The 26,434-nt window shown below is 47.5% G+C and carries 26 protein-coding genes; 6 read left to right on the top strand and 20 right to left on the bottom strand.

Annotated features, from left to right (window positions below; all coding sequences use genetic code 11):
- The first annotated feature begins 82 nt into the window (after positions 1 to 82).
- Entirely contained in the window at positions 83 to 1,363 is a 1,281-nt protein-coding gene (locus MKY66_RS03530) for a Fe-Mn family superoxide dismutase (protein WP_076216715.1), read from the top strand.
- Between the two features lie 147 nt (positions 1,364 to 1,510).
- Here MKY66_RS03530 and MKY66_RS03525 read toward each other — a convergent pair whose 3' ends face one another.
- From MKY66_RS03525 to MKY66_RS03490, 8 genes are all read right to left on the bottom strand, one after another.
- The gene (locus MKY66_RS03525) at positions 1,511 to 1,735 is read right to left on the bottom strand and encodes a hypothetical protein (RefSeq protein ID WP_036614132.1); all 225 of its coding nucleotides are present in this window, start codon (positions 1,733 to 1,735) and stop codon (positions 1,511 to 1,513) included.
- 70 nt (positions 1,736 to 1,805) lie between these two features.
- Positions 1,806 to 2,660 carry a lipoate--protein ligase gene (locus MKY66_RS03520; RefSeq protein ID WP_083657391.1) on the bottom strand — a complete coding sequence of 285 codons (855 nt, stop codon included), beginning with the start codon at positions 2,658 to 2,660 and terminating at the stop codon, positions 1,806 to 1,808.
- Positions 2,661 to 2,849: 189 nt separating this feature from the next.
- Complete coding sequence (gene folE, locus MKY66_RS03515; protein WP_036668229.1) at positions 2,850 to 3,443, bottom strand: GTP cyclohydrolase I FolE; 594 nt, start codon at positions 3,441 to 3,443, stop codon at positions 2,850 to 2,852.
- A 113-nt stretch (positions 3,444 to 3,556) separates the two neighbouring features.
- Positions 3,557 to 3,820 (bottom strand): YneF family protein, encoded by a 264-nt coding sequence (locus MKY66_RS03510; protein WP_017690778.1) that lies wholly within the window; start codon positions 3,818 to 3,820, stop codon positions 3,557 to 3,559.
- 166 nt (positions 3,821 to 3,986) lie between these two features.
- Positions 3,987 to 5,018, bottom strand: coding sequence for an HD domain-containing phosphohydrolase (locus MKY66_RS03505; RefSeq protein ID WP_076216714.1), 1,032 nt, complete (start codon positions 5,016 to 5,018; stop codon positions 3,987 to 3,989).
- 15 nt (positions 5,019 to 5,033) lie between these two features.
- Positions 5,034 to 6,914 (bottom strand): tRNA epoxyqueuosine(34) reductase QueG, encoded by a 1,881-nt coding sequence (gene queG / locus MKY66_RS03500; protein ID WP_076216713.1) that lies wholly within the window; start codon positions 6,912 to 6,914, stop codon positions 5,034 to 5,036.
- A 171-nt stretch (positions 6,915 to 7,085) separates the two neighbouring features.
- The gene (lepB, locus tag MKY66_RS03495; RefSeq protein WP_240768333.1) at positions 7,086 to 7,691 is read right to left on the bottom strand and encodes a signal peptidase I; all 606 of its coding nucleotides are present in this window, start codon (positions 7,689 to 7,691) and stop codon (positions 7,086 to 7,088) included.
- A gap of 326 nt (positions 7,692 to 8,017) precedes the next feature.
- On the bottom strand, positions 8,018 to 8,443 hold the full coding sequence (locus MKY66_RS03490; protein WP_017690782.1) for a GNAT family N-acetyltransferase: 426 nt from the start codon (positions 8,441 to 8,443) through the stop codon (positions 8,018 to 8,020).
- A 418-nt stretch (positions 8,444 to 8,861) separates the two neighbouring features.
- Here MKY66_RS03490 and MKY66_RS03485 point away from each other — a divergent pair, with 418 nt between their 5' ends.
- The gene (locus MKY66_RS03485) at positions 8,862 to 9,473 is read left to right on the top strand and encodes a superoxide dismutase (protein ID WP_036614138.1); all 612 of its coding nucleotides are present in this window, start codon (positions 8,862 to 8,864) and stop codon (positions 9,471 to 9,473) included.
- A 265-nt stretch (positions 9,474 to 9,738) separates the two neighbouring features.
- Here the strand turns inward: MKY66_RS03485 and mutY are convergent, their stop codons facing one another.
- On the bottom strand, positions 9,739 to 11,103 hold the full coding sequence (gene mutY / locus MKY66_RS03480; RefSeq protein WP_076216712.1) for an A/G-specific adenine glycosylase: 1,365 nt from the start codon (positions 11,101 to 11,103) through the stop codon (positions 9,739 to 9,741).
- A gap of 29 nt (positions 11,104 to 11,132) precedes the next feature.
- Positions 11,133 to 11,531 (bottom strand): holo-ACP synthase, encoded by a 399-nt coding sequence (gene acpS, locus MKY66_RS03475; RefSeq protein WP_076216711.1) that lies wholly within the window; start codon positions 11,529 to 11,531, stop codon positions 11,133 to 11,135.
- 374 nt (positions 11,532 to 11,905) lie between these two features.
- Between acpS and MKY66_RS03470 the strand changes: the two genes are divergently transcribed.
- Positions 11,906 to 12,721: an alpha/beta fold hydrolase gene (locus MKY66_RS03470; protein ID WP_076216710.1), complete on the top strand. Its 816-nt coding sequence runs from the start codon at positions 11,906 to 11,908 to the stop codon at positions 12,719 to 12,721.
- Between the two features lie 161 nt (positions 12,722 to 12,882).
- Here MKY66_RS03470 and nadE read toward each other — a convergent pair whose 3' ends face one another.
- From nadE to MKY66_RS03455, 3 genes are all read right to left on the bottom strand, one after another.
- Positions 12,883 to 13,692, bottom strand: a complete 810-nt coding sequence (nadE, locus tag MKY66_RS03465) for an ammonia-dependent NAD(+) synthetase (protein ID WP_076216709.1) — start codon at positions 13,690 to 13,692, stop codon at positions 12,883 to 12,885.
- Positions 13,693 to 13,832: 140 nt separating this feature from the next.
- Positions 13,833 to 14,267 carry a BrxA/BrxB family bacilliredoxin gene (locus MKY66_RS03460; protein WP_017690788.1) on the bottom strand — a complete coding sequence of 145 codons (435 nt, stop codon included), beginning with the start codon at positions 14,265 to 14,267 and terminating at the stop codon, positions 13,833 to 13,835.
- A 222-nt stretch (positions 14,268 to 14,489) separates the two neighbouring features.
- On the bottom strand, positions 14,490 to 16,184 hold the full coding sequence (locus MKY66_RS03455; protein WP_179088587.1) for an ATP-binding protein: 1,695 nt from the start codon (positions 16,182 to 16,184) through the stop codon (positions 14,490 to 14,492).
- A gap of 195 nt (positions 16,185 to 16,379) precedes the next feature.
- Between MKY66_RS03455 and MKY66_RS03450 the strand changes: the two genes are divergently transcribed.
- Positions 16,380 to 17,648: an NAD(P)/FAD-dependent oxidoreductase gene (locus MKY66_RS03450; RefSeq protein WP_076216708.1), complete on the top strand. Its 1,269-nt coding sequence runs from the start codon at positions 16,380 to 16,382 to the stop codon at positions 17,646 to 17,648.
- A 177-nt stretch (positions 17,649 to 17,825) separates the two neighbouring features.
- Here MKY66_RS03450 and MKY66_RS03445 read toward each other — a convergent pair whose 3' ends face one another.
- From MKY66_RS03445 to MKY66_RS03435, 3 genes are all read right to left on the bottom strand, one after another.
- The gene (locus MKY66_RS03445; protein ID WP_076216707.1) at positions 17,826 to 18,209 is read right to left on the bottom strand and encodes a hypothetical protein; all 384 of its coding nucleotides are present in this window, start codon (positions 18,207 to 18,209) and stop codon (positions 17,826 to 17,828) included.
- A 112-nt stretch (positions 18,210 to 18,321) separates the two neighbouring features.
- Positions 18,322 to 19,569: an ABC transporter permease gene (locus MKY66_RS03440; protein WP_076216706.1), complete on the bottom strand. Its 1,248-nt coding sequence runs from the start codon at positions 19,567 to 19,569 to the stop codon at positions 18,322 to 18,324.
- A 21-nt stretch (positions 19,570 to 19,590) separates the two neighbouring features.
- Complete coding sequence (locus MKY66_RS03435; RefSeq protein WP_076216705.1) at positions 19,591 to 20,322, bottom strand: ABC transporter ATP-binding protein; 732 nt, start codon at positions 20,320 to 20,322, stop codon at positions 19,591 to 19,593.
- 195 nt (positions 20,323 to 20,517) lie between these two features.
- On the opposite strand from MKY66_RS03435, the gene MKY66_RS03430 reads away from it, so the two are divergent.
- Positions 20,518 to 20,811: an AbrB/MazE/SpoVT family DNA-binding domain-containing protein gene (locus MKY66_RS03430; protein ID WP_105405851.1), complete on the top strand. Its 294-nt coding sequence runs from the start codon at positions 20,518 to 20,520 to the stop codon at positions 20,809 to 20,811.
- Between the two features lies 1 nt (position 20,812).
- Entirely contained in the window at positions 20,813 to 21,220 is a 408-nt protein-coding gene (locus MKY66_RS03425; protein ID WP_076216703.1) for a type II toxin-antitoxin system death-on-curing family toxin, read from the top strand.
- A gap of 63 nt (positions 21,221 to 21,283) precedes the next feature.
- On the opposite strand, the gene MKY66_RS03420 is transcribed toward MKY66_RS03425, so the two are convergent.
- From MKY66_RS03420 to MKY66_RS03405, 4 genes are all read right to left on the bottom strand, one after another.
- The gene (locus MKY66_RS03420) at positions 21,284 to 22,585 is read right to left on the bottom strand and encodes a hypothetical protein (protein ID WP_076216702.1); all 1,302 of its coding nucleotides are present in this window, start codon (positions 22,583 to 22,585) and stop codon (positions 21,284 to 21,286) included.
- 49 nt (positions 22,586 to 22,634) lie between these two features.
- On the bottom strand, positions 22,635 to 23,984 hold the full coding sequence (locus MKY66_RS03415) for a hypothetical protein (protein ID WP_076216701.1): 1,350 nt from the start codon (positions 23,982 to 23,984) through the stop codon (positions 22,635 to 22,637).
- 206 nt (positions 23,985 to 24,190) lie between these two features.
- Positions 24,191 to 25,321: an MFS transporter gene (locus tag MKY66_RS03410; RefSeq protein ID WP_256704365.1), complete on the bottom strand. Its 1,131-nt coding sequence runs from the start codon at positions 25,319 to 25,321 to the stop codon at positions 24,191 to 24,193.
- Between the two features lie 186 nt (positions 25,322 to 25,507).
- Positions 25,508 to 26,362 (bottom strand): hypothetical protein, encoded by an 855-nt coding sequence (locus MKY66_RS03405; protein ID WP_076216700.1) that lies wholly within the window; start codon positions 26,360 to 26,362, stop codon positions 25,508 to 25,510.
- Positions 26,363 to 26,434 lie beyond the last annotated feature (72 nt).

The following is a 26,434-nucleotide window of genomic DNA, read 5'->3' as shown; positions in this document are numbered from 1 at the left end:
AGCTCGCGGAATATACTCTTGGGACGCATGAACAGACGGTCTGCATGCAATGAATTTGATCTGAAGGAGGTTCAAAATAAAGATGAACTGGTATGGATATGGTCACCTGCTGCCTCTGCGGACATTGGAGGAAATCCGTTTCTGGAAAGAGCAGGAGAAAGAACATACACTCGTCATTCGTGCCCTGGTTCCTGATCTGGAGCCCCCATACGTCAAGCTACTGGAGGAATGGGAGGTTACCTTTGCAAACAGTGAGCGAGTAGCCAATCAGCTTTTAAAACAACTATTGCCTGGAACCCATCCGCCTGCTCCCTACATGGTTCGTTGTATCGATCAACTTGTGTTGGCAGCTCGGCAGCAATCGAGAGAGTTCATCAAACAGCTATACGTTCTTCTGGAGCAAAGTGCTGCTGTGCAAGCTGTTCCGCTTGCCAAAGTACTCATTCTGCATTTTATCCGCGAGTCGGAGTATTTTCTGGGCGTATTGGATACGCTTGGCCAACCTGGCATTTTGCGTGAAACGGATTCGGAGCCATCACTTTTTCTGGAAAATGCGTTGCATACGTCAGAGTCAGGAAGCGTCCATCGCCAAGCTTCAGAAGCTCCAACTTCTCCAGAGGGAAATGTAAATGCACCTGCCGGTTCAGCTCATATCCAATCCGCAACCATTCAACCACCTTCTACCGGAACAACACAAGCCACACCCAGCTCTACAGCACCTCCCGTAAAAGAGAAGCCGGTTCCCATCGGAGGACACACACTGCCGCCTCTCCCCTATGCGTACAATGCGCTAGAGCCACATATTGATGAGCTGACGATGCGTATCCATCATGACAAACACCATCAATCTTATGTGGACGGACTAAATGTAGCAGAGAAGAAGCTGGCGGAATCGAGAAAAAAGAATAACTTTGAACTCATCAAACATTGGGAACGTGAACTTGCCTTCAACGGGGCAGGCCACTACCTGCATACGATCTTCTGGACAATTATGAATCCTGCTGGCGGCGGCAAACCTTCCGGTATGCTGGCAGAGCAGATCAAGCGGGATTTCGGAAGTTATGAAGCGTTTAAGAATCAATTCACGGAAGCCGCGAACAAGGTGGAAGGCAGTGGCTGGGCGATGCTTGTCTGGAGCCCGAGAGCACATCGTTTGGAGATTTTGCAGGCGGAAAAACACCAGAACCTGTCCCAGTCCGATATCGTACCGCTCCTGCCACTGGATGTGTGGGAACATGCCTACTATCTGAAACATCAGAATGAACGCAAAAAGTATATTGAAGACTGGTGGAACGTTGTCTACTGGCCCGCTATTGCCGAGCGTTACGAAACGGCACGCAAGTTGTTGTGGCCGCCTTATTAAGCTTGGGGTTAGATGGATTAGAGAAAAAAGAGATATCTCCAGCCGAATGACTGAACGATATCTCTTTTGGTGTAGACAAAAAAGCAAGCCTCTTGTAAAAAGAGACTTACTTGTATTTTGAGAGACTTCCTATTTCTAAATGTTCACTTAAGAAGCACAGCCCTCGCACGCCACATAGTTGTCGCCAACCTGTTTGCTAATGGAGATCAGATCGCCCAGCTTGATATCAGACTCATCTGTAAACTCCAGATCGGCTATACGTGCAACGATCAGTGCAGCAGCCTCTTCCTTGCTTGTTGCCATTTGGCTGAACTCGGATTTTTCGCCTGTTGATACAACCTCATATAAATACGTATATCTCAATGTGTCCATCCTAACACTCTCCTTCCGAAATCACATCATATCATCTCTATTAACCAATTCCAAGCCCTAGTAAAAAGTGTTAATCGTAGCGCAGCTTCATCTGCTCAGCTGTCAGGCGTACTTCTTCAGAGCCAACGCTAAGCACCCTGCTGGTCTCCGCCTGTGGATAGTGATCGCGCAGTGTTCGAACCAAAGCCGCAGTATATGCCGCTGCTGAAGGTACACCTGCCAATTCTTTCAGACTTGCCATCGTGCCAGGCTGAACATCGGGATATCCTTCACTCGCCCCGCCTGCTGCATGCTGATAGAATTGTCGCACATCTGCTGCCAATTGATCACCCTGACCGTCCACGATGATAAAAGCCGTAATGATATACGCCTTTGCCTGCCTGCGCTGGGCAATACCACAGAATTTCAATCCACCTACACTGACATCATAATCTCCCGGGCAAAAAGCACCCTGAACCTCGCCAGTTTGCGCCTGATTCGACCACTGCGTTAGCGACTCGGCAATAATCGAAGCCATCTCCCGGAAATCATCATGAATATTGATGGCATGTCCGGGATTAGGCAGAATCAGCGACACATTAACTACCCCTGGGTTCAAGGGTACTGCCGCTCCACCGGAAGGCCGAACACAGACCGCTGTCCCTTGGCTTCTAATCTGCTCCATCGCTTCTACAGCCTGTGGCAACCTGCGGTCACGCAGACCCGCTACAAAGGCATCTGGGTGTCTCCATATATGTGCAATAGGTAGATGCCCTGCCCCAACCCGCCTGCACATAACTTCTTCCCAAGCAAAAGCTTCGAGTACACTACTACCTTGTCGCATGAGTGGTGTCTCCCAGATTTGCAGACGCAATGAAGCCTGTTGATCTGCCTGTAGTCCCTTTTCCGGCTGAACCGGATGATCTGAATGGGAAGGTACACTCATCGTTCCATTACCTCCGGCTTAACGAATTCATATGTATCCAGTATACAGGAATGACAACGCATATATAAATAAGCCGGTTCCCAGGGAACACGGCTTATTTATATCACATCCTATGGCTTAGAAACTGCTGCTTCCAAAACCAAAGGAACTTACACATCCGACTTGTCCAACGAGTAGACATACCTGATCTTAATCTTTGACCAAAGACAAGAACTCCGCACGTTGGGCCGGATTCTCACGGAAAGAACCACGTACAGCAGACGTAACCGTCTTGCTTCCAGGTTTCTTCACGCCGCGGGAACACATGCACAAGTGCTCGCCTTCCACAACGACCATAACTCCATGAGGTTCAACGGCCTCTGTCAGAATGTCAGCGATCTGTGAAGTAATACGTTCCTGAACTTGCAGGCGACGTGTTACTGCTTCGACCAGCCGAGCCATTTTGCTCAGACCAACGATCTTGCCGCTTGGTACATAGCCAATGTGTACCTTGCCGAAAAACGGCGCCATGTGGTGCTCACACTGACTGTAGTAGACAATATCCTTGACGATAACCAGTTCTTCATGATTCTCGTCAAACGTGACACCGAGCACATCGCGCGGGTCTACTTCATATCCACCAAAAATTTCTTCATACATTCGGGTCACACGTGCAGGCGTTTCAAGCAGCCCTTCACGTGTACTATCTTCTCCGATCAATTTCAGGATCTGCTCTACATGATACTCGATCTTCTCCCGATTGTCGGATACTTTTGAATTCAAATAATCTTTAACGCCAGCCACTGCCAAACGCCTCCTTTCGAACCACTACTGTAAGAGGTTGTTCAAAAAGTCCGCTTCTCGGTACTGAAAACCCAACTTTTTGAACACGCACTTTAAGCAGTTATTCCCTGCTATTATTTTCGGCGGCCCGAACTTTTACGCGCAGGATGCTGTTGCGGCTGAGGCATTTTCGCTCCTGGCTGCTGATTCTTCATCATCTGCTGGGCACGCTGCATTTGCTTGCCATTCAGGTTGTAGCCCATTTGCTTCGCCATTTTCTGAAGCATGTCCGGATTGCTTTGCATTTTCTCAAGTTGTTTACGCAAGTAGAACACCCCGATGAAAAATCCCCCGACCAGACCAACAATCAATGTGATAATCGGTATAACAATATCCATCTCTTAGACACCTCTGTATGCATTCTAAAAAGCCTGATAATCCGTGTAAACTTCATGATGTTCGACACATATGTTGCAAGCCTGACACAGACCGGATTTCCTGAAAGTATCATAGCATTTCCGCACGCCTTGAGCAAACGGATTTTCCAGTTGAACCGTACACAAGCTACGTCATGACAGCTTCAATGAAAACGGTTGTATGCTGAGCCAGATCGATTTCAACCACATCCAGAGAATAACGCGTACTTCCGCGCGCCACCCTGATTACAGGTCTGCCGGGCAATCCCCGATGTTGACGCACAATGACTCCAGTCTCTTTGGTGGACAGTCGTACCGCTGTACCATTGGGATACACGGATACACTCTTGTTGAACTCAATCAGAATGTCCCGATCCAGCTTTGTACCAGACAACGCCATCATCTCTTCACAGGCCTCATGTGGCATCAAACTGTCCTTGGATAAACCATTAATGAGATTATCATAGATATTAGCCACACTAACGATTCTCGCAAACAGATGAATGTCACTCCCCTTGATCCCTCTCGGCATGCCTGTACCATCTACATGCTCATGATGTTGCAGGGCTGTATGGGCGACCAACAGACTGAACTCCCGTTTGTTCTTAATTACTTCGAATCCACGCCATGTATGGTGCAGCGAAGAATTTGCCGCAGAGCCACTGCCAGGAGGTTCCCCCACTTTGCCTATATCATGCAATAATGCCCCCACAGCAAGGTCCTTCAGTTGATTATAATTGAGTCCCATATTCAGTCCGATGACCGAAGACAATAAACATACATTCATCGCATGAACATACTGTGCATTGTCTTTGGTACGAATATCGGTGAGCTGCACAAGCATTTCACGCCCGTTCAGTACATCATTCAGCAATTTCTCTATACTGAGGGCAACCTTTCTCGGACTCCAGTCTTTCCCGGAACGAATGGATTCGAGTGTGACACTCATTTCATTAATTATTGCCCGTTTCGTGGTCTCATCCAGAATGTCTTCTGTATCCACATCTTTATACGCTTCATCCTGGATGTATAACATGGTCACGCCAATACGCTTCAGCGTATTGACCATGTATACGGTGAGCTGGACTCCGGCAGACAGCAACACCGTGCCGTTACTGGAATATACCGTCTTGCCCAGAAGCTCCCCCGCTTCCACGCTCTCCACGTTTACATACTTCATGAACGTCCCCCGCTCTTACGATAGCTGCTCCAATGCGAGCAATTGCTCCTTGGTTTGCAGACCGCCTACATAACCCACCAGGGTACCGTCTTTACCACTGATACGGTGACAGGGAATAATAATCGGAATCGGATTCTTGCTAATGGCGTCCAGAACTGCACGAACAGCCTTGGGTCTGCCGATGATTTCCGCAACCTGTTGGTGTGATGAGGCCTCTCCATAAGATATATCGGACAGAACTTGCCATACTTGTAGCTGGAATGGTGTTCCAAGCCGATCAAGCTGCAAGTCGAACGTTTTTCTCTCCCCTGCAAAATACTCCTTTAACTGCTTTGCAGCTTCGCTGAGCTTCTCTTCATTCTTCTCATATCGATACTCGCCAATCCAGATGCGGGCCCATTGTTGCAGATGAGCTTCGCGTACGTGAAAGGCGCCAAAATCGATGTGACACAGCCCTTCATCCGTCGCGCATAACGTAAGAGTACCAATCGGTGTCAGTACCTCATCGTAATATACGGGCTTGCCATGAAGACCCGTAACGGCTGAAGGTTTCCACGCTGCGGCTTCCGGTTTGTCAGGCTGTGCAGACTGCTCACTACCCGGTTCAATCCCGGCTTCCATTTTCAAATCCTGTTGTAACGCACGTAAGGCATTGTTCTCGTTGTTCTGTTCCTCTGGCTGCTTCTCACTCACTTGTCCAGCCTGTGGCTGTTTGGGTAAGGTCTCGGACGAACTCAGTCGCTCCTCGGCCTTCTGCAGCATGCTTAGTACGTTCCCATCTTGTTCGTTAGCGGCAGCTTCCCCAATTGCTCTCATGGCGTCTTCTCCTCCAATTCTGCTTAACGCCCAGGCTGCGGTTCCCCGCAACTCGGGGCGCGGATCACGTTTTAATACTTCTGTAAGTTTGGGTACAGCACTTTTGTCTTTGAAATTGCCCAGGGCAATAACGGCGTTGCGTTGAATCGGCTTCTTGCCCCGCCAAGCGGCGGAACTCTGACCGAAACGTTCCTTGAATTCCCGGTTACCGATGTCCAGCAACGGCAGCAGGAGTGGCTTCACAATCTCCGGATCGGGGTGAAACTCGGGATGGTGATCCCAGTTCTTGCCCCGGTTCTTCGGACAAACAATCTGACACGTATCACAACCGTACAGACGGTTGCCTATTTTCAGCATAAATTCTTCATCCACGAACCCTTTCGTCTGGGTTACAAAAGAAATACAACGTTGTGCATTCAACTGCCCCGGCCCCACTAATGCTCCTGTAGGACAGGCATCGATACATTTTGTACATTCACCGCAGTCTTCGGTCACAGGTGTGTCTGGTTGAAAAGGAATATTCGTTACCAGTTCCCCGAGGAAAATCCATGAACCGAATTTGGGTGATATAATGGCACAGTTTTTGGCGCTAAAACCAATCCCCGCACGCTGGGACACCGCACGATCCACCAATGCTCCGGTGTCTACCATGCTTTCGATCATGGCCTCAGGTACACGTTCACGTATAAAGTTCACCAGCTTGTCCATAGCTGCACGCAGGACCTGATGATAATCCTGGCCCCAAGCCGAACGGGCAAAAATGCCCCGATATGCACCGGGCTCCGATTTCGGCGGATTCACCATTTTGGATGGGTATGCCACGGCTATTGCAATAAGTGAAGCGGGCTCGCCATCTTTTAAGGCAGGGTGCACTCTTTTTTCAATATCCGGCTCTTCAAAACCTGAAGCATACCCCTTATCCCGCGACTGCTCCAGCAGCGACTTCAGGGAAACAAAGGGATCAGCCGAAGCAAATCCGATATCATCAATGCCCAGTCCGGGGCCAGCTGCCTTGATCTCCTGTTTTAACTTCTCCCATACGGAGGCATCCTGTGCTGCCCCGGTCTGTACGCTCGTCATTTCTCTTCCCTCTCTTCTTCCGACACTTATTCCGTAAACAGTGAACGCCCGCCTCACGGTAAGAGGACAGGCGTTAATTTCTATATATGCCTTACATACTTGAATTCAAACGGAGCGAGTCTATATGGTTTAACGCAAAATGCAGTCTGAAGTTGTTGTCCTGTCAGCATTTTACAATTTCTTCAATTCAGAAAACGGCCAGAAAATAAATTCAGCCTTGCCTACAATCTGGTCGGATGTAATACTGCCAAACACTCGGCTATCCTTACTTTTGCCTTCATGACGATTATCCCCCATCACGAAGAAATGATCCGGCTCCAGTGTGATTGGGCCAAAATCCGGGTCCTGCACCTCAATATCGGTGTACGTTTCCGCTTGTTGCTCGCCGTTCACATATAGATGGTGATCCCTAACTTCAATTGTATCTCCCGGAAGTCCAACGATCCGTTTCACCAGAAAATCTTTCTTCTCTACACCTTCACTTGGATCACGAAGTACGATCACATCTGATCGGGAAGGAGTACCCAGATGATATACAATTTTGTTGACAAAAAGGCGATCTCGCTCAACCAGTGTCGGCTGCATGGACTGTCCCTTGACCATCGACAGATTGAACACAAACAGGTTCAGCAGCATCATAATTACAAAAGCAACAACAATCGTTTTGACCCAGTCCCACAGCTCGACAACCCAGGATTTCCCCGGTTGTTCAGGCTTTGACGGTTCATTTCGTTGCTCGGAAGTCACATGTTCCATTGAATGATTATTGGAATTCAAAGGGACACCTCATTTATTAAATAGTTAAATTAAACTTGTAACCTGGTGACCATACTCCCTTTCAGTCTACTTCATTTGGGAGAGTGAAACAATTGGTTATGAGCACCAATACCCTGGTTATCGTGAATACAGCCGCGATAGTCGCGGTGATTTAAATAAAATTCGGAGACTTTGAAGCATGTTCATAAAATGAGGAAATCAGAGGTCTATGACGCGAAGAACACTCATATAAATAGAAAGGCACATCCCTCACGTTCTTACACGTTAAAGAGATATGCCTAATATGAAATGAAAATCTTTTTTTTATTTCTTTTTAAACATGCAAACTAAGCTTTGGACAAAATACTAAGAGTCTGGAAAGCGCTCATAATCTGATTGGCACCGTAACCCATTGCTTCATATAGAGGCATGGCTACTTTGTTGTGCTCATCACCCGCCACCCATACTTGGCTGACTTTACGCTGCTGGAACCGCTGTTCCATAGCCTCAACAAGTGTTTTGCCGACTCCACGGCGACGATAGTCTGGATGAACCGCAATACGGTAGATACAACCCTGGTTGTGATCAATCGTACCGATCAAAGCGCCTACGAGGTCTCCCTCTTCTTCCGCAACCATGATCAGGTCAGAATCCCATGACAATTGACGGGCAAACGGGCCCATCGTGTTCTCATAACACTCTTCCGATAGTGCAACCTGGAGAAGCTCCGTCATCTGGCTTGCATCACTCAACTGAAAGGAACGAACGTGCATGTCTTAAATCTCCCTTTTCGTTAGCTTAGATGAGGTTTTTACAAAAAGGGAATCCCTTTTTACCAAAAACCCAATGTTCATATAATGACAAAAAACGAGAAAATACCGCTTCTTCGTCAATTAAACCATACTTTTCTCCATAAAACACGCATTTTCTTTTGAAAGCGCTTAATTGTAACCGTTTACATACGAATATTAAACTTTTCATCTATTTAAACGCCTGAAAACACATAAATAGTTGCATAAAGGGTAAAATATGTTTGTTATCTCTGGCCCATCATTAGATCAACGCCTCGGGGGACTTAATAAACAAAAATGTTGCTTAATTAGCTCGAATGCGGTTTAATATTAGTGGCAAGGGTATTATTACATATGTACCTGTTTTCAAAAAAACTAAAATCTCAGGAGGTATTTCATTATGACTTTTCAATTACCAGCACTTCCTTACGCTAACGACGCACTGGAACCACATATCGATGCAAAAACGATGGAAATCCACCACGATCGCCATCACAATACTTATGTAACTAACTTGAACGCAGCTCTGGAAAGCGCTCCTGAACTGCAAGAAAAAAGCTTGGAAGATCTGATTGCTAACCTTGACAGCGTACCAGAAGGCATCCGCACAGCGGTTCGCAACAATGGTGGTGGACATGCTAACCACAGCTTGTTCTGGGAAATCATCGGACCTAACGGCGGCGGCGCTCCTACAGGCGATATCGCAGCAGCTATCGATAGCGAACTGGGTGGCTTTGATAAATTCAAAGAAGATTTCGCTAAAGCAGCTACAACTCGCTTCGGTTCCGGCTGGGCTTGGCTCGTAGTTGGTAAAGATGGCAAGTTGTCCATCACTAGCACACCTAACCAAGACAGCCCTCTCTTCGAAGGTCTGACTCCGGTTCTGGGTCTGGATGTATGGGAGCACGCTTACTACCTGAACTACCAAAACAAACGTCCTGACTACATCGCTGCTTTCTGGAATGTAATCAACTGGGATGAAGTGAACAAACGTTACGCTTCTGCAAAATAAGACTGTTAGCATGCAACAGTTAACATAAAAGAGAGCCTGATTCGGTCGTCGTGACCGTGATCAGGCTCTCTTTTTGCTACCATTATAGTTATAGTAATGGGTGGTTTGTTTCTAACGAACCCCGGACACGCTATCGCTCCATATTTCATCGTATCGCGAACCTAAGGAATCTCAGTGTAGCTATTACCCCAAATACGGGTTTTGATGCGCAGTTTTGGGTTTATTTAGCTATGATAACGTCACCCAGGTTCGTTAGCTCCCCCATTTAATCATTCACTTGATCATACGCACCAGCAAAATAACTGCTGATCAGCTTCAGAAATATATTCGGGAATGCCAGCTTGTCCATGTCTTCCGGACCGATCCAGCGGTAGGTCAAGCCATCGCCTTTACCTGTCAGTGTCGGAGTGCTCAGCGCTAGGTCACTAACATCAGATGGTGCCAACATCTCTCCATCGTTAAGCGATGTTGCGATGTTCTGCGCATTAGCCGTGCCTGGCTCCGATGAATGCGTTGTGTCTGACTCAGGTGACACAGCTGATGATGAGGCTGTGCCCTCCCTTGTTGCCACCTGTGCATCGTAGGCGGCTCTGGCTTCCGCTGCGATCAGCGGAAGCTCACTGCTCTGGTCCTGCTCGGTACACTTATACACCTGCAGGCTCCAGACAATGTGGCTGAACACATGCTCCGCATGGGTAGCCAGCCCTTCCGGGCGGGCAGCGAAGCCTTCCGCCCACAGACTGCCGGCCAGCAATGCCATGGCCGGCTCATCCGCCAGCGGCGCCGCCTTCTTGCTGGCTGCGGCGGGCGCCGCGAGCACATGCGGCAGCTCCCACATGCGGGCCAATAGGCCCGTGTCTGGGCGCTGGCGCACAAGCACTTGGCCGCGATGAGCACCGCGGCCCTCCACAATCGCGACCAGCCGCTGCTCAGGGCGCGGCGGCTTCGCCTTGGTCTTGACCGGCAGTGTAAGCTCTCTTCCGGCGATGCGGCCGGAACATTGCTCCATGACCGGGCAAGTCAGGCAGTGCGGCGCTTTGGGTGTACACACCAGCGCGCCAAGCTCCATCAGCGCCTGATTGAAATCACGCGCCCGCCCTTCCGGAATGAGCTCTCCTGCGAGCTCTTCCATCAACACCCGGGTGCTGCCCTTCATAATGTCCTCATCGATGAGGAAGTATCGGGACAGTACCCGCATGACATTGCCATCTACCGCAGGCTGCGGCTGGTTGAAGGCAATGCTGAGAATGGCCCCGGCAGTATACGGGCCCACTCCTTTCAATGCAAAGACAGCCGGCTTGTCCTGTGGCATCTCTCCTCCGTGCAGTTCCATGACTTGTCTGGCGGCTGCCTGAAGATTACGTGCACGGGAGTAATAACCGAGTCCCTCCCAATTTTTCAACACATCCTCTTCCGGTGCTTCCGCCAATGCCTGCACAGTCGGGAAATTCCCGATAAAACGATTGAAATACGGAATTACCGTATCGACCCGAGTCTGCTGAAGCATAATCTCCGATACCCATGTGAAATACGGATTGTTGTGGCGACGCCACGGCAAATCCCGTCGGTTGATCATATACCAGTCCAGCAAATTCACGCTGAAATGTTGTTTCTGTTCCTGTAAACCCATATTTCCGTCCTCTCCTATTGCCAAGCTAACTACTTTTCCATCTGCTCCACGATCGCAAAGGCCGCTGCCAATTCCGTCTGATGTGTAATACTCAAATGAATGTCATATTGCTTATCATATGGCAGCTGCAGACGTTCCCAGGCTTGACTGGACAGCGAGGCCACGGGACGTCCTGTCCCATCAGGCAGCACCTCAATGTCAGTGAAGCCCATGACACCACCTATACCGCAGCCAAATGCCTTAGACACCGCTTCTTTCGCTGCAAATCGACCGGATACAAACTCCGTCATCCGCTTCCCTCGACGAACTGCGATCTCACGCTCTGCTGGCGTTAAAATTCGTTTCAGAAATGCTTCCGCATGGCGACCGGACAATAACTTCCGCATACGTCCAATCTCCAGCACATCATTACCAATGCCATATATCATCAACGCTTCACCCGCTTAATCTTTTATACTGTAAGAGGTTATTCAAAAAGTCCGCTTTTGATTACGAAGGATGCCTAATGGCATCATCAGCTTCGAACATGGAATTCAGCCGAAATGTCCGTTGCTCACGTAGCTTATACTACGCTCCGCTACTCCATTTCTAGCTTCATTCCATCTTCTCGGTACTGAAAACCGCTCTTTTTGAACCTTCATTGTAAAAGATCTCCATTCAATCACATGATCTGATCCGTAACTCTCCGAACACGTATTCTATTGTAGCAGGAGGGGCGCACAGAAGCGAGTACCTATCCGCATTACCATATATGCTAAAATATGAATCAGGAATCGTCTGAAATTCTTAGGAGGTCTGAATCATGCCCATAACTTTTGAATTGCCCACTGACGTAGATGCGACCATTCGCGGGGACTTTTTCCCTGCACAACAACCCGCTCAAGGTGTCATCGTTCTGTCTCACGGATACAAAGGCTTCAAAGACTGGGGCATGTTCCCCTATGCAGCTTCACAGCTAAGCCAGACGCATCATGTGCTGACCTTTAATTTCTCTCACAACGGTATCGGCGAATATCTGGAGCAATTCTCTGAACTTGAAAAGTTCGCAGTGAATACCTACAGCCGGGAGCTTGGCGATCTGGCCCTGGTACTGGAACATGTAGCTACACAACCTGAACTCGCTGGACTTCCTGTATATCTGGTTGGTCATAGCCGCGGTGCGGGCGTAAGTCTCGTCTATGCACTGGATCATCCCGAACAGCTGGAAGGTGTCGTCTCCTGGAATGGTATAACCAACCTGGATCTCTTCACAGCGGAGCAAAAAGAAGAAATGCGCACACATGGCCGGAGCCATGTCGTTAACGGACGTACAGGTCAGCAGATGCCACTGGACGTGGCTATTCTGGAAGACATGGACAAGCATAGCGAACGTTACGCTATCATTGACCGCTTGGCTTCTTCACCTGTGCGAGTCGCACTCATTCAGGGAACAGAAGATCCACAGCGTCTGAGAGAGGGTTCTGCCGCACTGGTTCAAGCCCGCCCTGATATCCCATGGCACCAGATTCCTGATGGGAATCATACCTTTAATACCGTACATCCATTTAAAGAAACCACTCCGCAACTGGAGCAAGCCATCACCCTAACCCTGCAACAGATCAAAGACTGGAATAGCTAACTCATCTTTAATATAGTAGTTACCTGGATTTTTACTGTTTCTCGTTCCATATAACAAAAAGAGTCACTGCGTGAGCAGTGACTCTTTTTGCATTCCCTAAGAGGGACGTTATTTCATTGTTGGTGTTAACAGCTTATAACCAGCATGCTTTTCCACCCGTATTAGATACCAGGAATGGCATTGCGTTTGTGATGTGTGCGCGTATAGAACGCTTCGAGGCGCTCTTGTGCAGCCGGATCGATCTGTTTGCCTTCGAGATAGTCGCTGTTCGCTTCATACGTAATTCCCAGCTCATCTTCGTCCGTCTGACCTTCCCATAGTCCTGCCGATGGTGCTTTGTCCAAAATAGCCTGTGGCACATTCAGATATGCTGCCAGCTGGCGTACCTGACGTTTGTTCAGAGTGCTCAGTGGTGTGATATCCACAGCACCGTCGCCCCATTTGGTATAGAAACCCGTGATGGCTTCGGACGCATGATCCGTACCTACAACGAGCAGGTTCTCTTCAAACGAAAGCGCATATTGCATAACCATACGAGTTCTCGCCTTGACATTACCTTTGCCTTGGTGAGTCATATGGCGTGGGCTTCCCAAGGATTTGAAACCTTGCTCCACTTCCAGCGCAATCTCGTTAACTGCATCTTCGATATTGGTTTCCACGACATGCTTCAGATCGTATGCTTTGGCTACAGCGTAGCTGTGGTCGATATCGGATTGTTCACCATAAGGTTGGAACACGCCAAGCGTTTTGTACTCTTGGTTGTTCTCTTGTGTAAGCTCGTCCGTCGCTTTTTTGCAAAGCGCCGTAGCCACTGCACTGTCAATACCGCCGCTGATCGCAATCAGCAAACCCTTGGCACCCGCATTTTTCACATACGTCTTCAGAAAATCAACACGCTTGCGTACTTCCTCTTCTTCATTAATGCTTGGTTTAACCTTCAATTCAGCGATGATCTGTTGTTGCAAACTCATCGTTCACACACCCCGTTTCTAAATGAATGAAATTTGATGTCCAGCTTGAAAGGTCCAAATGGTTCAATAACCTTATCTATCCAAAATGAAACGCCCCGGCATCGGCGATCCGAAGGGCGGGGCGTTCTATTGGAGCGAAATTAACGGCAGTAACGGTCAAATGCACTTTTGAGATCAGCCGCAATATCCTCTGCAGAACGGTCTTCCACTTGATGACGCTCGATAAAGTGAACGAGTTCGCCGTCTTTCATCAGAGCGATGGACGGTGAAGATGGAGGATACGGTGCAAAGAATTCACGTGCTTTTGCAGTTGCTTCTTTGTCCTGACCAGCAAATACAGTGTACAGGTGATCCGGTGTAATATCGTGCTGCAGTGCTTGGGACACACCTGGGCGACATTGACCTGCGGCACATCCGCATACAGAGTTAATGACAACCAGCGCTGTTCCTTTTGCATCCGGAAGACTTGCTTCCACTTCTTCAGGAGTACGCAACTCCTGGATTCCTAGACGAGTTAAATCATCCCGCATCGGTTGAACCATATCTTTCATGTATTGATCAAATGACATCGACATTCGGTTTCACTCCTTATAAATGGTTATTCTATGATCTCGATAAAATTAAAGGCCAATAAACTCTCCAAAACAACGTTACATTCATATCGAACATTATGGATGTAATGATGTGCTATTCCTATTATACATCCATAAGCAATGAAAGCAAGATTCAGAAACCGCCTGCGGAAAGGCTTCTTCCATAATATTATGTCTCAATGTCTGGCAAAATATGCTGAATGACTAACGTTCAAATGCCACTTTGAAGGTCGTGCCCTGGCCTTCCTCCGATTCCACAGTAATGGTTCCATTATGTCGTTCCACAATACTTAGGCACATGGACAATCCAAGTCCGGTTCCCTTGGCTTTTGTGGTATAGAAAGGTTCAAACAGCTTTTCCTTCTTCACTCTGGGTAGACCAGGCCCTGTGTCACGTACACACAGTTCCACTTTGTCATCGACTATCCGCGTCTCCAGCGTAAGCACGCCCTTCTCATTCATGGCTTCCATCCCGTTACGGGCCAGATTGAGTACCACCTGTTTGATTTCCTTTGGATTGAGGTGCAACTTCGGTACATTATGGTCCAGCATGAGTTCAATACTCTGACCACGCAGGTTCGCATCGGCCCACAACAATGGACTGAGTTCATGAATGATATCATGCAGCTGGGATTCCTCTTTTTCCGCAATCCGATCCTGGGCCAGCGATAGAAAATCATTAATGATACTATTCGCCCGGTCCAGCTCTTCCAGAACGATTCGATAATAGTGATCGAGGGAGTCAGGACTCTTTTCCTGCATGAGTTGAAGAAAACCCCGCACAACCGCCATTGGATTACGCACTTCATGCGTAATGCTTGCAGCCATCTGCCCCACCAGACTGAGACGATCCACATTATCCAGTTCACTTCGCAACATCTCAAGCTCCGTGATATCCTGAATGATCAGCATGGCACCTGTAACTTCACTCGCAGACTCTGTTGAAAAGGCATAAATCGGTACGGTTCGGGACTGAAATACGTGTGCACCGTAACGAACGGTCAACCCACTAATCTCACCATGAACGATGGCTCTGCGAATGCTTTTATCCATCTTGTCCGCCTGACCTTGTTCAACAAATTGACTGGCAGGCTGTCCAATGAGATCAAGCGTGGACGTACATGGTAGCTGCTCCCTTGCGGTTTGCTCCATCATCTCATTGACAAATATCACTGTACCTTGTTTATCTACAGTGGCAATGGAGAGAGGCACTGCGTTCAGAATCTGATGAAGTTTCTCCGTTTCGGCTATGTATCGATGGTGGACTTCCGAGAGATGCTGCTCCAGCCCGCGATAGTGCTTCATCCGTTCCAGCCATAGCAGACTCAGACTACCCGCAACAATGGCTCCAGTGGTATACCCAAGTGCTGTAAGTATTATGTAGGTCGCAGAGTACGTGGATTCATTCTGGAGGGATGCGATCCATAACAAACTCGTTACAACCAGTTCCATTGTAATCAGGATGATGAGGATCGTCATTTTGCGCGAAGGTGTATTATGCTTGAATCGTTTGGCAGACAACCATACAATAGGATAGAGAAGAATGCCCGTATGAAGGAGAAATCCGTACAGATCATAGGAATGCGCGAAAAGGAAATAGAAGAGAATATGTAGTATGGACATCGTTAAGCCTATAACGGACTTACAATACAAAATAACAAGTATTACAGGTACGATGCTTAGTGATATGGGTACAGTCACTGGACTCCCGTGAAGCGCGAACAGCAAACACAATAGCATGCTCGCGACACTCGCGACAGCAAAAACGGTCTGCATCATTCCGGCATGTTCCAGCTTAGCCACAGCCCGCTTGGAGAGCCCCAGATGGAATAAGGGAATCAGGTATACCGCCGACCCCGCCAGCAGTACTTGTAAAAGAATGTCCTTTAACGCAACCACAATGCCATCTCCTCCTCTGCCTGCACATTCCCTCATGTATTTCTGATTAAAACATAGGCGACAGTATATTACAATATATCCCTTGAGACTCCATAATAGAACTACTCATAACTCTATTATATTTCAGAAAAAGCCAGGAGTAGACACATTTTACGTAAAACAGACAAAATCAATGAAAAAAGAGGGTAATAACATATGTATGATGTCATAGTAATTGGTGGTGGATCTGCGGGCCTGATGGCTTGCGTTGCTGCTGCCGAGCATGGAGCCTCCGTGCTTCTGCTGGATAAAGGAGATCAACTGGGTCGTAAACTCGGCATCTCTGGCGGAGGTCGATGCAATGTAACCAATGCCAAGGAAACGGATGAACTCATCCGACATATTCCGGGTAATGGACGCTTTTTATATAGTTCGTTTCAGAATCTGGACAACCAGGGAATCATGCGATTCTTCGAAAATCTCGGAATTGCCCTGAAAGAAGAAGACAACGGCAGAATGTTCCCTGTAACCGATAAAGCGAAAACAGTCGTGGATGCACTGGTAGGAAAGATTGTTTCCCTCGGCGTTGAGATTCGCACCAAAGAACCGGTCAAGGAAATTATTCAGAATGGTCAGCAGGTACAGGGTGTTAAATTGATATCAGGTAAAACCATTCTTGGACGCTCTGTCATCATCGCTACAGGCGGCAAATCCGTACCCCAAACCGGATCAACCGGAGACGGTTATCCTTGGGCCGAGGCTGCGGGCCACACGATTACGGAGTTATATCCGACCGAAGTGCCCATTGTGTCTGGAGAGAGTTGGATTCAGTCCAAAGAACTGCAAGGTTTGTCTTTGAGGGATATCGCTCTATCCGTAGTGGATGCCAAAGGAAAAACGGTCATCTCCCATCGCGGGGATATGATCTTCACGCATTTTGGAGTATCGGGACCCGTCGCACTGCGTTGCAGCCAATTTATCCGCAAGGTTCAGATGAAGTCTGGAAACCCACAGGTCATGATGAGCATTGATCTGTTCCCGGAGCTGTCCTTGGGTGCATTGGAAGCACAGGTGCAACAGGTATTGGAACAAGAATCCCGCAAGGCTGTCAAAAACATTTTAAAAACATGGGTTCCTGAACGCATGATTCCCTTAATGATGAAACGGGCAGAGATCAGTGATGACCTTACGTTCCACCATTTTCCCAAAGGTATGTTAAGCACCTTGTGCGGGCTAATGAAAGCTTTTACCTTCCGTGCAGACGGAACGAGATCGCTCAAAGAAGCCTTTGTTACTGGGGGAGGAATCCACTTAAAGGAGATATACCCAAAAACAATGGAATCCAAGCTGCTGCCTGGACTATTCTTTTGCGGTGAAGTTTTGGATATTCACGGCTACACCGGAGGGTATAATATCACTGCTGCTTTCTCCACGGGATATACGGCTGGCATGCATGCGGCTGAATATAAACACGTTACATCATAATAAAGGTTGTTCAAAAAGTCCGCTTTTGATTACGAATCATGCCTAATGGCATCATCAGCGATGAATTGCTTCAGATGCCAAAAACCCCGATATCCACTATCTGTGGACAATCGGGGTTTTTGGGCATTGTTCCATTTTAGAAAAATTGGATCGAACTGCTCTTAGCTCGTGATGCTTCTATGCTTTCACACTACCTGAGAATCCATCAGCCGAATCATCGTATGTCGGGTCATCGCTATAGTTATGTCTGCCTTGCTCCGTCTGACTTCCCTGGTTTCCGTTCGCATAACCCTCATGCCAGTCTTCATTCACAAGATGAGCCGGAATTGATATATTCTGAAACTGATCCAGCTCTTCCGTTTGCGCGGCAAATACGGCACTTCCTCCATGAGATTGTACAATCTCTACGGCAGACTGGGGATCTTGGCGATCTGTGGGGATGTACAATTCCAGCGGGCCGGACTGATACGGCTTATATCCCAATTCCTCCAAGGTTGCCCTGGCGGCATTCAACGCTGAATCGTCTGAAAAATGCACCTGTAGTTCGCTATTATCCATCATCGTCTCTTCCTCCTTGCTACAGCTAATCTCTCATCATCCAAGGATGAGATTCTTCTTCTATAGCATGGGCAGATATAGCGCGTCATATGCTCGGAAATACAAAGGAATTCTTTTAGGCCCGGGTCAGCCGGACCCATCCGGCAATTGATAACACACATAGTCCGAAGGCCACCGCACCTGCAGCTGTCAGAATACCGACGATCCAGCCGAGCCAGGCCAATCCCAGCGTGAATCCCATAAGAATACCAATCGGGACAAACAACATCCGAACCATCATTGAACCTGCAAGATGCAGCGCCTCCGAGTCATACGTTATGAGCTGAACATAGTCCGACGTTGCAAACACATCCCAGGAACGATAAAACATCACCGTCAACATGATGATTAATAACGCACACACGATGATATTGACCGGAAAAGGTGGCAAGGCAACTGCTGCGATGGATAGTCCGCCAAGCTGCAGATACAATTTCATCGTGGCCGAGTTCCGGAAAAATGACTTGAATGCAATCTCCGCTGTCCGATTCGCGATGGAACGATTACGTAACAGTTTACGCGGTTTGCGGAAGATGATGGACCGTGTTCGTGGGGCTTTCGGCTTGCTCACCGCCCGGCTTAACATTAGAGCTGTAAGCTGCAGCCTGCTCCGCAGATCCTCCCGCACATCCCCTTCAAACGTTCCCTTCATCAATAGCCTCATCTGTCCAACTGTAATTAGAAGAAGCATGATAATTACGATTCCAAAACTGATTTTCCACGTCTGTCCATGCATCCATGATGTCGCATGAATGGTCATATAACCTATGCCAATGACGAGAGGGATCATCTGAATCCAACGCCGCCATCCTGTAAGTCGAACCTTTGTCATATGTAGTGTTATGGCTTGTAATGAAGCTACTGCACCAAACCAGACAGCCATAAGTGCAATCTGGAGATTCGACATCTCATAGACACGGGACCACAGGGGAGCGGTCAGCGCTGTAATCAGGATCATTTTGCCCAGATGTTGCAGACAGGACCGGTAGAGCCCTTGCCTCATTAACGTGCGCATCCACAACGGCCTTGATTTCAGAAACAATACATCCGCTTCCTCCACAAATATCAACACACCCCCTGTAAGCATAACGACGTCAATCAACCCGGTCAGTAGGGGGAGCGGTAATCCTGTCGCCCATGCAGGCAGTGGTTTGGTCCACAGACTCGTGTACCATCCAATCAGATAGAGCAGACCCGGAACAAGCAGGTATACCCACACCGTCCAATCCACGACGAGTCTGAGATTTTTCATCTGTTCCTTGAAGTGCTCTTTGCGTCTTCGTCTGTATAAACGAAGTGGGGTATAACGCTGGGAAGTTTCCATTCTCTCTCACCCTCTCTCTATCTAAGACGTCAGTACATCGAAACAGTCAAACAAAGAGGCTTCCGGCAATCCTGCCGCTTCACGGATCTCATCCAATGTTCCCTCGGCATCCGATCTGCCCGAAGCAATCAGAATAAACCGGTCGCAGATTCGTTCAGCGGTATCCAGTACATGCGTAGACATAAGCACACCCGCGCCGCGGCGACGTTCATCATCAAGTAATTTTAGAAAATCCTTGGTTGCACGAGGGTCCAGTCCGATGAACGGCTCGTCCACAATATAGATATCCGGTGAAGACAGAAATCCGATCATCAGCATCATTTTCTGCCGCATGCCCTTTGAGAAACTGGCCGGAAGATCATTTCGAACATGGTCCATGCCGAAACGAACCAACAGCTCCTCCGCTCTGGCAACAAAAGCTTCTTCCTCCATTTCATACGCCGCTGCCGCCAGATCAAGATGTTCCCATAGCGTCATATATTCATAAAAAACCGGTTGCTCCGGAATATAGGCATAACGACCATCTCCCCCAATCGTCACTTCATAGTTCGCATGTTCCAGCAGACCAAGAAGCGTTTTGATTGTGGTACTTTTGCCCGCACCATTGGGTCCGATAATACCTACCAATTCTCCTCGCGCCACATTCATTCGAATATTGCGTATGGTTGATTGTCCCGGCTCGTATCCTGCCTCTGTAATATGTACGTCCAATATGGACTCGTGTATGGCTGTACTGTTATATTCCGTTCCCATATCATTCACTCCCTGTTCTGATCAGGCGTTTATTTCATTCTTTATGTTTTATTGTAATCGAGTTGCGGGTTGTATGTTTGATCATTTTGAGCATTTTGAAGTACAAACCATGTTATAATGTTATTACATACTAACATTATTACATACAAATGTATTACTTTCATAAGTTAGATCATACTATAGGAGGAATATATCATGAATGGTGGGGCTCAGATGAAAGAGGAGCATTCCAAAAGAAAAATTCTTTCTCGCAAAATAGGCAAGATGGGAAACAGCTTGGGCATTAGCTTGCCTAAGGTTTTGATTGATAAGCTCCATGTTTCTCAGGGCGATGAGATTGAATTTATTGAAAACAGTCAGGGAGAAATTGTACTAAAAAAGGTTAAACAAATGAAAATACCCGAAAATGTAAGACCCGAAGTACTGGAAGCTTTCTTCGACGTTTTCGAAGAAGATGAGGATATCCTTAATGATTTAAGGGATCGTTAGGATGACCATATTCCTTTCCATTGAAGAAGTAGTAGCTGCTCACCATTTTATGATGAAGAAAATGAATGATACAGCACAAGCTGGGATTAAGGATTCTGCTTTGTTGGATTCTGCGATAAATAGACCTCTCCAAAGTTTGTTTGGAGAGGATGCCTACCCTTCCATATTTGACAAAGCTACTGCCTTATTAGAGTCATTGGTTAAAAACCACTGTTTCTATAACGGAAATAAACGTACAGCTTATCTTGTAACCAAGTCCTTTCTGCGAGTGAATGGCTACCATTTGCAGATGGAACGTAAATATGCCGTAGAATTTATGGTCAACATTGCCGAGGGCAAGTATACATTTGAAAAGATAGTACACTTATTAGAAGAACATTCAGAAGAACGTAGCTCATATGTCTTATAAGTGAAAAAAAGAAGCAGGGGTTCCGGAGCCCCAGCTTCTTCATATTACAGTGAAAATCTCATATTACCGATTTGTCTCCACCACAGATGTAGTTGCAATCTCTGCATCTGCATCCACGTTCAGATCCAGATCCAGTGCGCCACGGCTTTCGTTTGCGTAGTTGCTGTCCACATTACGCTCACGGTCATTCACGCTATTGTTGCGTTCGGATTGAGCCATCGTTGCACTCTCTCCTTCTGCTTTCGCGTTCAGACCCAGATCCAGTGCGCCGTGGCTTTCACTCGCGTAGCTACTGCTCGTGTTACGTTCACCGTCTTTCACGCTGTCATTGCGTTCGGATTGAGCCATCGTTGCACTCTCCCCTTCCGCTTTCGCGTTCAGACCCAGATCCAGTGCGCCGTGGCTTTCACTCGCGTAGCTGCTGTTCACGGTACGCTTTCCGTCTTTCACGCTGTTGTTGCGTTCAGATTGAGCCATTGTTGCACTCTCTCCTTCTGCATTCACGTTCAGACCCAGATCCAGTGCGCCGCGGCTTTCGCTCGCGCAGCTGCTGTTCACGTTACGCTCACGATCATTCACGCTGTTATTGCGTTCAGATTGAGTCCATGTTGCACTCTCTCCCTCCGCTTTCGCGTTCAGACCGAGATCCAGTGCTCCGCGGCTTTCGCTCGCGTAGCTACTGCTCGTGTTACGTTCACCGTCTTTCACGCTGTTGTTGCGTTCGGATTGAGCCATCGTTGCACTCTCTCCTTCGGCTTTGGCGTTCAGACCCAGATCCAGTGCTCCACGGCTTTCGTTTGCGTAGTTGCTGTTCACAGTACGCTCGCTGTCTTTCACGCTGTTAGTGCGTTCGGATTGAGCCATTGTTGCACTCTCTCCTTCGGCTTTCGCGTTCAGACCCAGATCCAGTGCGCCGCGGCTTTCGCTCGCGTAGCTACTGTTCACGTTCCGATCATCGCCGCCTCTTGAATAGTCGCTCATCGTTGTACCTTCTCCCGACACATTGGCATTCAGGCCAAGGCCCAGCTTGCCAGAACTACTACGCTCAACTGTGTGGTCGGAAGAACGATCATTGTAACGGTTCATACTCTCGGAAGATAAGCCGGCATTAAGGCCAAGATCCAGATTTAATGCTCCGCTTGCACTGGATGAACCTCCGTAGCTACCATGGTTACCGTAACCTGTGTCACGGTGTCCTGACAGAAGAGATCCCAGCTCCAGGCGCAAACCTGCATTTAGATCCAGATTGCCACTGCTGTTATTGCTATAGCTATCTGCGTAAGTTGCCTGCGAAGCTCCCAGCAATCCAGCTACCAACGTACCCGACAATACCGACAATTTTACCCAACGATTCACTTTTTTCATGATGATATACACTCCTTCTCAATTTTGGTTGAATTAACGCCATTGTTGTCTAAGAGAAAGAGGTATATTGCGGCGGCCGCCCAGGCGGTGCCTGTGACCATTGACTGAACCCATCCAACCGTTCCATTCGGAAAGCAAAATCGTAATCTGGTGTAACCAGACCTGTTGTTGCTCCCGGAAGCGCAGCGGCTGGAGCGGTTGCTCCACCTCCAGTTACACCGGACGAACCGGAGCTTGTCCCTGCGGAAGCATTAGCTGCTCCGGGAGAAGTTGCTGCAACAGACCAACTGGTTGGTCGTTCTGTGCGAGGTTGTAATGGAGATGTTGCATCGGCATCATCTTGTTTCAGATTGACTCCCTGGTTAATCTGCACTTGTTCAGTGACAGCTGGTTCAGCAGATGTCTGATCTACGAGGAATAACTCGTTATCTGGCAAACCTGCATTAACATCAGAATCCTGCGTCAGATCGGTTCCTTCCATAGGCAATGCCTGCGGGACAACAGGTTGTTCTGGACGTACTACTGGTTCCGGGGTGACCTCCACCACTTTGCCCGTAACCTGTATTGCGTCCTGTCCTTCCTCGTTGTTCTGTGGTGAAACAGGATCTGTGAGTACACTCGTATTGGAAGTTTCAACATCGGGTGTTTTGAAGAGCATCGGCTTTTCCGGAGTGACTACAGACCGTTCCGGCTTCACACTTGGAATCTCCACCTTTTCCTGATCAGGATTGAGTTCAGCGGATACGTCTACAACTGGAACTTCTGCTCTCACAGAAGGAAGCTGGACATTTCCCTTACTCAGATCCACTTGGGATGAAGAAATATTGACGGAAGTAACTTCAGGTACATCCACCTTCACGGAAGGCAATTCAACCTTGCCCTGCCGAAGGTCTGTTTTCACAGCAGACGTCTCTGCCTTGATTACATCGGGTACCTCTGCGGTAACGCCAGGCAAGGAAGCTGTACCTTCGTTGAGGTTCACCTGACTGCTTGATACATCGGCTCTGATCACCGGTGTATCCGCCTGTACAGACGGCAGTTCGACGGTTCCCTTCTTCGCATCAATCCCAATCTCTGATGTTCCGGCCGATCCAAGCGGTGTATCTACTTTCAGCTCAGATACACTCAGCTTACCTGTGGATTCATTCGCTTTGATCGACGGAACTTCAACATCCAGTAGTGGTGTGGATACCGATACCGACGGAGTCAGATTCAACCCGCCATCCGAATCACGTGAAAACAAATTTAGCGACAATCCGCTGGACGGTTTATCCGCAGATACCTTAGCATCATCCGCATACACATGTGACGTTCCAAAACCCAGCATCAAAGTCCCGGCGAGTATAACCAGTGGTATGCTTCCAAGACGCACAATCGATTTTGGTAACTTTACATTCAAATTGCTTCACCCCCTTTCCGCTAATGCGTTGGTGGGACAAGGCATATGAGTTTTCCCCTAGGAATAATTAGAATACAGGGATTTCTGCCTGTTCCTCATTAAACGTGAAGGCGTTTACTCAAACGCTTTTTAATCAAAAACTAAAATTTGAAGTAAATTCAAACCTTCATTTCAACTGTTCTAACCTGAGCAGATCCGGCCTGTTTTTAGTCGCCTGCAATCATTGTTTTGGCTGCAATGGAACCATTCAGATCGGCTTTTTCCCCATTGCGTTTCATCAAATAAATCAAACCAAGCAGGGTCAGCAAAATGCCTGAACAGACAAAAGCCGGCACTACACCAAATGAGGTGACCATAAATCCGCCTACCACCGGGCCCATAATATTACTGGCTGTCATCACGCTGCCTACCGTTCCAAATACCCTGCCTGTCATCGCCTCAGGTGTTTGTTCCTGTAACAGGATCTGAAAGGGGACAATTGCAAACCCAATTCCGACACCTGCCAGGGCAAAGAGGGATACTAACAACAGATTGGCACCTAGCCCGGCGTGCGGCCAAATTCCAACAATAACTCCGGCTCCGCCGATAACCAGACCCATGAGTATGGTACCCAGACCCATTTTCAAAACATGCCCTGCATGCTTCCACTTCCGTACACTCATCGCTGCAATTAATGTACCTACAGCACTGGCCGCCACGCACCACCCCAGCAGATCACTTGAAATTCCGGGAAGTTGTCTGAATAACACTACAGTCTGTGAATCGGCAAATTGCAGAAAAAGTATGGCTGAAGCAAGCAAAATCAGAGACGTTCCTACATGAGGGAGAGATGCGAGCATGCGAATGCCCTCCTGTGTTTCTTTCCAAAAAGAGCCTTTTGAGCGGTTGCGAACACCCCCAGCTGTCTCTTCCTCTACTTCTGTTACGTTATGAATTGCAGATTGGATCACCCGAGTTCCAGGAATCCACAATAAAATGATGCCGGAGATCAGAAAGGACGCTGAATCGATAACAAAACACCAGGTAATTCCAAAGGCGGCTACCAAAAGTCCGCCAAGCGCCGGACCAATAATTTTGGACATCTGTTCAATGATCGAGCTGATGGATACAGCTTGCGCAAGTTGTTCGCGAGGTACGATTTCCTTCAGCTTTCCGTTTTTGGCCGGAGAGAAGATTACATCAAACAGGGATTTGAGGACAAGCAGTATGTAGACATGCCAGATCTGGTCAGCAAAAATTAACGCACCCACGATGATGATCCGTGCACCATCGGCTACAATCATCAGCCATTTTCGGTTCAGGCGATCTGCAAGTGTGCCTGCGAATGGCCCTCTCAACAGACTTGTGTGTCAGGCAGTACGATTCGCCAGACAGCTCAGGGCAACCAGGATGGTTGCATGGACGTTTGAGTTTAATTGGCATCGTCAATGCGTTTGAGAATCTTACATGTACACATCTCATTACCTCCATACTGAGTAAATTGAAAAGAAAAAGACGGCCTAAGCCGCCTGAATAATATCCATTTAATCATTTTCCCCTGAATTATATAGCCAATCATGGTGCTGAGGTGTATCATGATCCAAATCTTGCACATTTATAAATTCAGGCAGCATTGCCCTCACGCTCTCATCTTCTGAGCAACCGAAATAATAGAACAGTATTGTTTGCTCCTCTTTTGAGAATTGAGAAAAAAGAATTAGAGTATGCTCCGAATCCTTAGTTTTAAGATTAAGATTTCGAGAGTGCTTTTTAATCAGGTTTAACATGCAAACTATATTATTTAAATAATGAGCTATGCTAAACATAGGATCGTTTATAACTTTATTTACTCTAGAAATTAATTGTTCTTTGGTTTCGACATTAATTATCGCAGACATCATTGCTACATATTTACCATGAATAGCAGCCCTCCCACTTCCTGAATGAGAGGTTAGAGTTTGAATTATTGTATAGTGTAGATCTATCAACTTGAAAAATGTATTCTCAAAGCTCTGTTCTAGCATAATATTCTTCTGTCCTTCTAACTGATCCCCGTTTCGAGTCACCTCTTTTCTTTGCATCTCCAACTCTTTTCTTTGCAAAGATAACTCATATCTTTGTACATAAAGAGTATAAACCAATCCTCCGAAAGCGAATGCAGAAAACAACGCATTGACCGCTCCGAATGTATCTCCAAAAGTTCCCCTATCACTCCATTCATCAAAAAATGGATAAATCAACACGCCCGACAAAGCCCATATTATAAAAAAGGCTAGAAAAATTGATCGGAGTTTCCAAACAATAAAAGGTTTCTTCTTGTTCTCGTCCTTACTTGAGTCACCCTTTTCCAAGTCTTCTACGATAAATTTGTTGTAAAATTCATTAATCTTTTTTTTCATATGTATGACTCTCCTTTTATATGTTTGCTAGGAGGATTATACATAAGCATCTAGATATTTACTATGAAATAT

The sequence above is a fragment of the Paenibacillus sp. FSL R5-0766 genome, from assembly GCF_037971845.1.
Lineage (GTDB): Bacteria > Bacillota > Bacilli > Paenibacillales > Paenibacillaceae > Paenibacillus.
Note: the sequence above shows the minus strand (reverse complement) of the source record. Positions and strands in the feature narration are given on the sequence as shown.